At 66.2% G+C, this 9,641-nt stretch carries 6 protein-coding genes; 2 read left to right on the forward strand and 4 right to left on the reverse strand.

Annotated elements, in window-relative coordinates:
* Positions 1-132: 132 nt before the first annotated feature.
* The 4 genes from AB0878_RS21015 to AB0878_RS21030 are packed head-to-tail and all read right to left on the reverse strand — an operon-like array spanning position 133 to position 3,355.
* On the reverse strand, positions 133-897 hold the full coding sequence (locus AB0878_RS21015) for an ESX secretion-associated protein EspG (protein WP_366581914.1): 765 nt from the start codon (positions 895-897) through the stop codon (positions 133-135).
* Between the two features lie 9 nt (positions 898-906).
* Positions 907-2,253 carry a hypothetical protein gene (locus tag AB0878_RS21020; RefSeq protein ID WP_366581915.1) on the reverse strand — a complete coding sequence of 449 codons (1,347 nt, stop codon included), beginning with the start codon at positions 2,251-2,253 and terminating at the stop codon, positions 907-909.
* Entirely contained in the window at positions 2,253-2,876 is a 624-nt protein-coding gene (locus AB0878_RS21025) for a DUF3558 domain-containing protein (protein WP_366581916.1), read from the reverse strand. The genes AB0878_RS21020 and AB0878_RS21025 overlap by 1 nt, the downstream gene beginning before the upstream one ends.
* Positions 2,873-3,355 (reverse strand): hypothetical protein, encoded by a 483-nt coding sequence (locus tag AB0878_RS21030; RefSeq protein ID WP_366581917.1) that lies wholly within the window; start codon positions 3,353-3,355, stop codon positions 2,873-2,875. The genes AB0878_RS21025 and AB0878_RS21030 overlap by 4 nt, the downstream gene beginning before the upstream one ends.
* Before the next feature lie 372 nt (positions 3,356-3,727).
* Between AB0878_RS21030 and drmD the strand changes: the two genes are divergently transcribed.
* Both drmD and AB0878_RS21040 read left to right on the forward strand, forming a co-directional pair.
* Complete coding sequence (drmD, locus tag AB0878_RS21035; RefSeq protein WP_366581929.1) at positions 3,728-6,865, forward strand: DISARM system SNF2-like helicase DrmD; 3,138 nt, start codon at positions 3,728-3,730, stop codon at positions 6,863-6,865.
* Positions 6,865-9,641: DNA methyltransferase (locus tag AB0878_RS21040; protein ID WP_366581918.1), on the forward strand; the 2,777-nt coding region annotated here is incomplete at its 3' end. The genes drmD and AB0878_RS21040, both read left to right, overlap by 1 nt.

Raw genomic sequence — 9,641 nt, forward strand, 5'->3', positions numbered from 1 at the left:
GACCGCCACTATGGCCCGGTAATCGGCGTTGAGTCTTGGCTGTTCCGGCGTTGCGCCCCTCGCGACCATCCGAGCGGAACAGCCGAGCCGGTCCGGCCGGCACAGGTTGACTGCGCCGGCCGGATGCTGGCTTTACCGGGCCGTGGCCAGGCCGTCGCGGGTGAGGTTGAGCGCGTCGATCAGGTTGGTACGGCTGCCGGCACACATGTTGGCTTCCAGCTCACCGTCGTTCGTGTCGCTGGTGAATGCCAGGACTCGGCCCGTGTGGGCGAGGTCGTACACGGTCAACGGGGTGCTGCGGACGCGGTCGCCGTCCCCGTCGCGGATCGCGGCGTAGAGCTTGTGCACCGCTACGCGCTCGGCGCGCATCAGGTACCGCATCTCGTCGGCCACTCCGGACAGCTCCGACATCGGATCAGCATGCGTGCCTTCGAGATAGGCAGTCGGCACCCTCAGCTGCTGGATGCGGGCGGGCGCGCAGCCCGGCAAGGTGTCCACCAGGCTGGCCGCCACGTCGCGGGGCCGGATCGGGTCGAGCTGGATCGACCGGTTGTCGGTGATCAGCCGCACCGCGTCCGGGCCGGCCGTGGCCACGAAGACGGCGCCGTTGTCCTCCGGATGGCTTCCAAACGCGGTCCACGAGTAGAACTCCCGCTTCGGCACGGCCAATAGCCTGAGCGTCGCGCGGAATTCCGGGGTGAGCCGACCGTCACCTGTGGCCAGGCGCAGCGCGGTGAACCGGGACAGCGAGCGCCTCGTGAGTTCCTTGGCGAACTCAGCTGTCGAGTAACTGTCGTCCGGGTCGACCGCAGCCGGGAGATCGCCCAGCTCGGCCAGCTTCCACGCGACGAAGAACGCCGATCGTGGCATCCGGACCGGCTTGTCGATGATCGTCATCGTCGTGTCTCAGCCGCCGATTGTCGGTGGGGTCGGCGGGAGCCCGGTCCACGGGTCGCGCAGCCGGCCGTCCTCGTCGTCGACGATGTCGAACGCGGACTCGTCCTCCAGCACGTACTTGCGCTGATGCTCCTTGTCCTCCTCACCTTTGCCGCCCTTACCGGCACCACCCATGCCGCCCATCCCGGACGAACCCCGAGCGCCGGCGGCACCGCGCGCCCCCGCACCGGCCCCTCCACGCCCCACCGATTCCTCAGCACCTGCACCGGCTCCGGGACCGGCGCCCAGCCGGCCGGCAGAGCCGCCCGCGCGGCCACCACCACTCACGCCGCCCGATTCACCACCGAAACCGCCACCACCAAACCCGCTGGTCGGGCCGAACCCACTGACGCCACCCGGCGACCACGAGTTGCCGCCGCTGCTGCCGCCGCCGGGCGGCAGCGACGACGGGGGAGTCCAGCTCGGCCCGCCAGTCGGATTCGTGGATGGCGGAGTCCACCCCGAGGTCGTCGTCCCGTCACCCGGCCCGCTGCCGGGCTGGAACCTAACGGGCGTGGTCGCGCCAGGCCCGTTGGTTACCGGGACCGTCGAACCTGGTCCAGGTGTGAATGCCGGCGACGACCCGCCGTTGCCCGGCCCACTGCCAGTCCTGCTGCGGCCGCCAATCTCGGCCTGCTTGCTGGTGGCAGGCAGGCCCGAGCCGATCGTGACCTTGCCGCCGTCGAACGCGGCAAGCTGGCCGTAGTCGATCTTCAGCCCCTGACCGCTGGTCTGCGCGTGCGTCGCATACCCCTGGTACTTCTGAAGGTTCTGCTGCCCGACGTTGTTGTAGTCCTGGATCTGTTTCTCGGTGTCGGTCTGCCACCAGGCCGCTTCGTCGAAGAAATTCTTGTGCGGCGGAGTCGGCGGCATCGGCTGCAGCGACTGCTTCATCTCGTCGAACCCGTGTGCCAGGTCGCTCACGTTCTGCGAATTGGACGTAAACGTCTCCGACGCCGATTGAGATACGTCCGCGAGCGGCCTGATCCGAGCCTGCGCGGCATCCGCTCCGCCTCCAGTCCACACCGACTCCAGATTCGAACTCAGCTGCTGCACGCGTCCGCTAATCTGGCTGTGCTCCGAGGCGAGGTCAGACGCGTCAGAACTGCCGTTGTGCCAGTCCGGCGCGCCTTTGCTGGCCATGACCTTCTGCACCAGGTCCGACGCTGGCACGGTCTGCTCGCCGAGGCTCCCGTGGTAAAGATCGCCGAACCAGTTGCCGGCGTCACTAAACCGGTCACCCGTCCAGTCGGCTGCATCCTCCAGGCCGTGCCCGACCGCCTTGGCGGTGTCGCCAACCCAATCGAAGAACCCCATTACGAGCCGGCCTTCTGCTTCAGGTTCGTGACGACCATGCCCGCCGCGATCGTGGCCGCCTGACACGGATCGGTGCCCTTTTTCGCGGGGCCGAGACCGACCGACACGTCGACCGTCGTCTGATCGTTGATGCCGATGCTGATCTGGCAGAACGTGCTGGGGTCACCGGCTGACGTGACGTGCGCGACCGCGGGGAACCCCTGAATAGCAGGTAGTTCGCGCCACACCACAGCCTTCGGCTTCGTGTTCTCGTACCAGCCGCTCAAGCCCTCGTGCGACTCAGAGTCGTACGCCACGTCGACGTGCGAGCCCTTTTCGCTGTTCGTCCAGTTGCAGCTTGGCCCAAGCCCGGCGGTCGTGTCGGGCGAGCCCTGCGGGGCCTCGCCCAGAAGGTCGGTCAGCTGTGCTGCGGTCAGGCCACTCTGGCACGGTTGATTGTCGAGGATCGACGACGCGACTGGGTTCGGCACCTTGGGCGCGCCGCTATGCGGCAACGCCTGCGAAGTGCTCGATGGTGCACTTGCTGACGAGCTCGGTGCGGATGGGGAGTTTCCAGAGCTGCAGGCGGTGAGCCCAGCTGCTAGCGCGACGCCGAAGATCACAAGAGCTGATCGCGCCGTCATCCCAGAACTCCTCCGTTACCCGCGGTCTTCTGAATGTCACCAGTGGCGCTCTGATCGCTGGAGTGCGTCAGGTGCAGCGCATCTTCAAGCCGGCCGATCAACTCGACGACATACTGATGTTCGAGCTTGATGTGCCCCAGCCCGTAGTCGAACGCTCCAGGCTTTCCCCCGTTGCTGGCGAGGAGCGCGTTGTAGCCGTTGCTTGCAGGCTCGTCGGCTGGGGGCTTCAGCGAGGTGAGGCGTTCGGCCTTGGGGATAAGGTTCCACAGGTCGTCTCGAATCTCACGGGCACTGTTGAGCATGGTCATCGCTTCATCGTGGTTGAGCGTGAACCCCTGCCCACTCGATGCCACGGCGCCGCCGGCGCCCGCACCACCGCCCACCGCCGCACCCGCGGCCGCCGCCGCGCCGAAAGCATCGCTGATATTGAAGTCCAGACCTGCCAGCCAGCTACCTGGCGCAGGCGCCTGTTGCGCCATGGTGCACCCCTCGTTTTGACACACGTCAGCCACACGTCGGAGCCGCCCATCCGATGGCTACTCCGTCTGTCACAGTAACCGATCACTCACAGCGGGGTAGTCAAACCGTGCAACCCGTTTGGTCATCCGATCACATCCTTTTTGCCCGAATCGCGGTGGGTTCTCAGCCGAGGTGCCTCTGGCTGCTTGCCGTCCGCCGGAACAGCCATGGCGTTGATGTCCGGTGACTGCGTCGCTGGCCACGAGGGCGTCCTGGGCCCTCCTTGCCTGATCGCCCGACTCCAGGTGCTGAAACCGGGCCTCGACTGGCCAGATTTGGATAGGATGCACTCCTTCAGACCATTAAACTGAGGAGAGCAGTCTGTGACGGCTATGTCCGGAGTCGCGCCGCTACTGCCCGAGCCCGGCTTGGTTGTCGAAGTTCGCGGCTCCACCTGGGCAGTGGCCAACGTCCAGGCGCAAGGCCTGCCACGTAGTCCAGCGGACGAGGCGATGGCCCAGCTCTCACACGTAGTCGATCTCCAGTCGCTTGATGAGGACCGTCTGGGCGAGCAGCTCTCGGTCGTGTGGGAGTTGGAGGTCGGTCATACCGTCACACCTGCGCAAGGGCTGCCAGAGGCGATCTATGCCGAGCAGTTTGACGACCCGACGACGCTTGCGGGCTTTGTAGACGCGATGCGTTGGGGTGCGGTTACATCGGCAGACCCGAATCGGTATCAGGCTCCATTCTGGTCGGGCGTCAATGTGGAGGCTTACCAGCTCGAACCGCTTCGCCGCGCGCTGGGCGCCCCCCGTACGAACTTGCTGTTGGCCGACGACGTGGGTCTGGGCAAGACGATCGAAGCAGGTTTGGTGATCCAAGAGCTGTTGCTTCGGCACCGTGCGCGGACGGCGGTGATCGTGTGTCCGCCGAGCCTATCGCTGAAGTGGCAGGACGAGATGCGGGACAAGTTCGGTCTCAACTTCGTCATCGTCAACAGCGAGTTGATGGCGCAGGTGCGCCGCACGCACGGGCTGCACGCCAATCCGTTCCTGATGTTCCCGCGAGTGATCGTGTCGATGGCCTGGCTGCCGCAGGTGCGTGCGCAGCGGTTGCTGCGCGATGTGTACGCGCAGGCCAGCAGCCCGAAGACGGGCAAGCGGTTCGCGTTCGACATGCTCATCGTCGACGAGGCGCACCATGTCGCGCCGTCGAGCCCGTCAGTGATCGCGGGCGGTCGCGGGTACGCGGTCGACACGCAGCGCACGGTGGCCGCGCGGCAGTTGGCTGACAAGTGCGAGCACCGGCTGTTTCTGTCGGCGACCCCGCACAACGGGCACCCGGAGTCGTTCACCGCTCTGCTGGAGATGATCGACCCGCGCCGGTTCTCTCGCGGCGCGCTGCTCGACTCCAACGCACTCAAGGACGTGACGGTCCGCCGCCTCAAGCGCGACTTGACGGGCAAGGGCTTCAAAACTCGAAGCGTCCGAAGCCTTCCGTTCACTCCGCGGGACGACGAGCAGAAGATGTTCGCGCTGCTCGATCAGATCGTCGTCAAGAGCGCCAAGCTGAACGGCACCAAGCCTGGCGGCGACATCGTGACGATGCTCCTGAAGAAGCGGTTCTTGTCCAGCCCGTTCGCGTTCGGGCAGACCATCAGTCACTATCTGGGTTCGAAGGCCGGTCGCGGCCTGTCCGAGGACGACTACGACGACGTCTTCGGCGAAGGCCAGGCCGACGAGGAAGAGGGCCTGTGGGAACAGAACGAGGCTGAGCGGCTGCGTGAGTCCAAGGGCTCCGACCCGCTGGTCGCGGCCGAGTCGGGTCAGCTTGAACAGCTGATGGAGTGGGGTCTGAGCTACGAGAGCCGGGCCGACTCCCGACTGGACGAGCTGCTGAAGTTCCTCGACGCGGTCTGTTGCCCGGACGGCAAGCACTGGTCGAACGAACGCGTGGTGGTGTTCACCGAGTACGCCCACACCGTCGACTGGCTCGCCCGTGTGCTCAACCAGCGTGGCTACACCGATGTGCTCGCTGTGATCCAGGGCTCTACGTCACCGGAAGACCGCGAGTACATCCGCTCACAGTTCACCGAGCACCCCGTCAAGGAGCCGGTGCGCGTGCTGCTCGCGACGGACGCCGCGGGAGAGGGCATTGACCTCCAGACGTACTGCTACCGCCTGGTGAACTTCGATATCCCGTTCAACCCGTCGCGCCTCGAACAGCGCATCGGCCGTGTCGACCGGTACGGGCAGACCCATGAGCCGCAGGTGTTCCACTTCCTGCCCGACGCCGAGTCGTCCACGTATGCTGCCGACGCTGGGTTCATGGCCCGCGTGGCGAAGAAGGTCGCCAATGTGGAGCAGGACCTTGGTTCGGTCAACCAGGTCATCGGTGACGACATCCAGCAGCACTTCGCCAAACGCGGCCCAGTAAGGGCGAAGGCCAAAGGCGTGGACGCGAACGAGGCCATCAACACCGCGTTGGCTGGCGGGATGGAACTCAACGCCCGCCTGACCCGGCTGGAGCAGGGGTACGACGCTTCGCGCACCGAGATGCACCTGGAACCGGCAAACCTGCGCCGCGTGGTGGATACCGCGTTGCGCATCAACCACCAGTCGCCGCTTGTGCGCAACTATGATTTCGCGCAGGACACCGACGCCGAGATCTTTGACGTGCCGACCTTGTCACCGGGCTGGCACGCCACCCTCAAGGGCCTGGACACGCGCCTGAACCCAGGTGTGGTGCGCCCGATCACGTTCGACCCCGAGGCCGCAGCGAAGACGAACGACGTCGTGTACGTCCATCTCGGGCACCCGATCGTGCAGAAGGCACAGCGGCTGCTGCGCCGGTCGCTGTGGAGCGTCGACTCACCGCTCAGCCGCGTCAGCGCTGTCGTGGTCGACGACCTGCCTGAGTCATTCGTCGCCGCTGTCACGCGCATGGTGCTGGTCGGCCGCGGCGGCATCCGCCTCCACGAGGAGGTCTTCCTCGCCGGTGTCCGCCTCCGCGGGCGTCGGGCAATGGCCGAAGAGAAGGCCGAAGCTGCACTCGACCACGCCCTCGACGGCGACACGCTCCAGCTGGCGCACGAGCGGGTGCGTGATCAGCTGTGCGACATGTGGAACGTGCCCGACGCGCCACTGCGTGCCCGGCTGGAAGAGTCCATGCAAGCCCGCGCCACCCGACGCCACGAGCTGGTGATCGAGCAGCTCGCCCGGCGGCAGGAAGCCGACATCCAGCGTGCAAGCGAGATCTTCGCGGCCTTCCGCACAAACCTCCGCGACTCCCTCCAACGTCTTCGCCAGGCCGAAGAAGAAGCGGCCGCGATGCTGCTGCCCGACGATCAGCAGCGCCAGCGCCGCCGTGACATCGACGCGATGGAACGCCGCCTGGACGAACTCGATGACGAGGAAGCCCGCGAGATCGCCGCGATCACCGACCGGTACGCCGAGGTCAAACCCCACACCACCGCGGCCGCCGTCGTGTTTGCACTCACCCGCGCCGACGCCGAAGGATGGACCAACTGATGGCCCGCCTCGCACGCCGCACCGGCCCCACGACAGACGCCGCCGAGTTGCACCGGCAATGGCTCGAACTCGTCGATATCGAGGGCCCATTCCTCGCGATCCCGCCGTTGAGGCGAGTCTGGCCCAACGGCATCCCCGACTTCCGCAATGCTCACCCCGAGCGGTTCGAGTTACTGGTCGACGCGCGGAAAGAGTTCGAGGCGGCGTGGGAAGCACTCGACCGCAACCCCGACAGTGACGCCAGGCTCGATGCCTACCGCGCCGTCCGCGACAGCTGGGTCGAAACGGTCCTGCGCGACGTGGTGGGCTGGGACGAGTCGCTTCGATGGGGCACCGTGCCCGGCGTGCAGGCGCAGTCCCCAAACCGTGCCATCACGGTCACCGCCCAAGGCACGCTCGTCGGTGCGAACAGCACCGGGGCGCTCGTGCACGTCGTCGACCCGACCGACTCACTGCGGCAGACTCCCGGCGACCTGTGGGCAGCGACCCCGGTCGATCGGCTCGAAGCGCTGCTGCGCGAGAACGGTGTCGAGATCGGCATCGTCACCGACGGCCGCTGGTGGGGCCTGGTCTGTGCCCGCGAGGGCAAGCTGACGGCATCCGGCATCGTGGACGCACTCACCTGGGTCGAGGAACCCCGCGCCCGAGACGCCTTCCTTATCCTCGTCGGTCGCCAGCACATCATCGGCGGCGACCCCATCGAACGCTTGCCGGTGCTGTTCGAGGATTCCATCGCCGAGGCCGAGGACATCACCGAAGCTCTCGGTGGCCAGGTGCGCCGCGCCGTCGAGCTGCTCATCCAGTCCTTCTCCGAGTCCGCCACTGACGCCAAACGTCGCGGCGTACCAGACCCGCTCCCGGCTCGTACCCATGACACCTACGAGGCGGCCGTCACGGTCATGATGCGCGTGGTGTTCTTGCTCTTCGCCGAGGAACGCGGCCTCCTGCCCTCGGGCGAGCTGTTCGAGCAGGGCTACGGCATCGCAGGTTCGTTGCGGCACCTCACCGATCGAGACGCGTCGGAAGGCCAGGAAGGCTTGGACTCGACGTTCTTTGCCTGGCATCGTCTGCTGGCCACCAGCCAGGCCCTGTACAACGGCGCGACGTTCGAGAGCCTCCGGATGCCGGCATATGGGGGCTCCCTGTTCGACCCGTCGCGGTTCCCGTTCCTCACCGCCACCAACGAACAGGGCACACTCGCGGTCACGGTGTCCGACCGCGTCATGCTCCACGTCCTCCGCTCTGTGCAGATCGCCTACATCAACGGCGAAGCTCGCCAAATTTCCTTCCGCGACATCGACGTCGAGCAGATCGGCTACATCTACGAAGGACTGCTCGGCTACACCTGCGTCACCGTCGACGAGGCCTACCTCGGCCTGAAGGGAACCACCGGATCCGAGCCCGAGATCCCGCTCGCCAAGCTCGAAGCACTAGCGTCAGCTAACCCTGACCCGAAGAAGCTGGCCGCAGCAATCCGCGTGTGGGTTGCTGAGGACCAACCCTCGGCGAGCCCATCATCCGTGGCCGCGTACGCGAAGGCGGTCGGTGCTGCCCCGGACTCGAGTGCGGTGAGCGCGCTCACTCAGGCCGTCGGCGACGACTACATTTTGCGGGACCTAATCAAACCGTGGCTCGGACTCGTCCGACGTGACCTGCGCGACCACCCATTCGTCGTGGTGGAGGGCGGGCTCCTGGTCAAGGAGACACCCTCGCGGAAGAACGCCGGCGCGCACTACACCCCTAAGTCTCTCGCCGAGGAGGTCGTGCACCACGCCCTCCAGCCTCTGTGCTATTCGCCAGGCCCGCACCAGTCCGCCGACGATTCGGCTTGGAGGCTCAAGTCCTCCGACGAATTGCTTGGCCTCAAGGTCGCCGACATCGCCTGCGGCTCTGGTGCCTTCCTCGTCGCCGCCGCCCGCTACCTCGCTGACCGCGTAGTCGAAGCCTGGACAAGCGAAGATCCCGCCAACGCGCAGCGCAAGGACCTGCACGTCCGAGCGATCCGCCAGGTCGTTGCGAACTGCCTCTACGGGGCCGACATAAACGACATGGCCGTCGAGATGTGCAAGCTCTCCCTCTGGCTCGTATCACTCGACCGCGATCTGCCGTTTTCGTTCGTGGATGACAAGGTCTTCCACGGCAACTCGCTCCTCGGCCTCACCAGCCTTGACCAACTTCGCAAACTACACATCAATCCGGCCAAGGCCCACGCTGAGACCTTCTTCGGCGGCCTCATTGACGTCGACGCGATCCTTCACCGAGCCGCCAAGATCCGCCGCCGGCTGCTGGAGGAGATCGACGAGGGTGACCCGGCCCGTAACAGCGCTGCGAAGCGTCGCCAACTCGCTCAGTTCCGCGAGGTGACCTCCGACCTTGTCGAGCTCGCCAACGGCGTCATCGCCGCCGGTCTTCCGCTCGGTGGAAAGCCGGGCAGGGCACTCGACGAGGCGTACGAGAACCTTCGCCTCTCCGCCCGTGCCGCTTACCCAGACAAGGGCCAAGCGGACAGCACGTTTCTCGCATCGCTCATCGAGGGGGGTCTCCGGCCGACGGTCGAGACAGACTACGAGCGCTGGAAGCCACTGCACTGGATCATCGAGGCCCCCGATGTCATGATCGACAACGGTGGCTTCGACGCCGTCGTCGGCAACCCACCCTTCCTCGGCGGCCAGAAGCTCACCTGGCGCGCCTCCCACTTTTCGGACAGTGGGCCTAATAAGGTCTGGTCTGGATTGGAGGATGTGCAATGCCGGAACGGCGGCGGAAGTTTTCTCCC

The organism is Amycolatopsis sp. NPDC047767, assembly GCF_040704195.1.
Lineage (GTDB): Bacteria > Actinomycetota > Actinomycetes > Mycobacteriales > Pseudonocardiaceae > Amycolatopsis.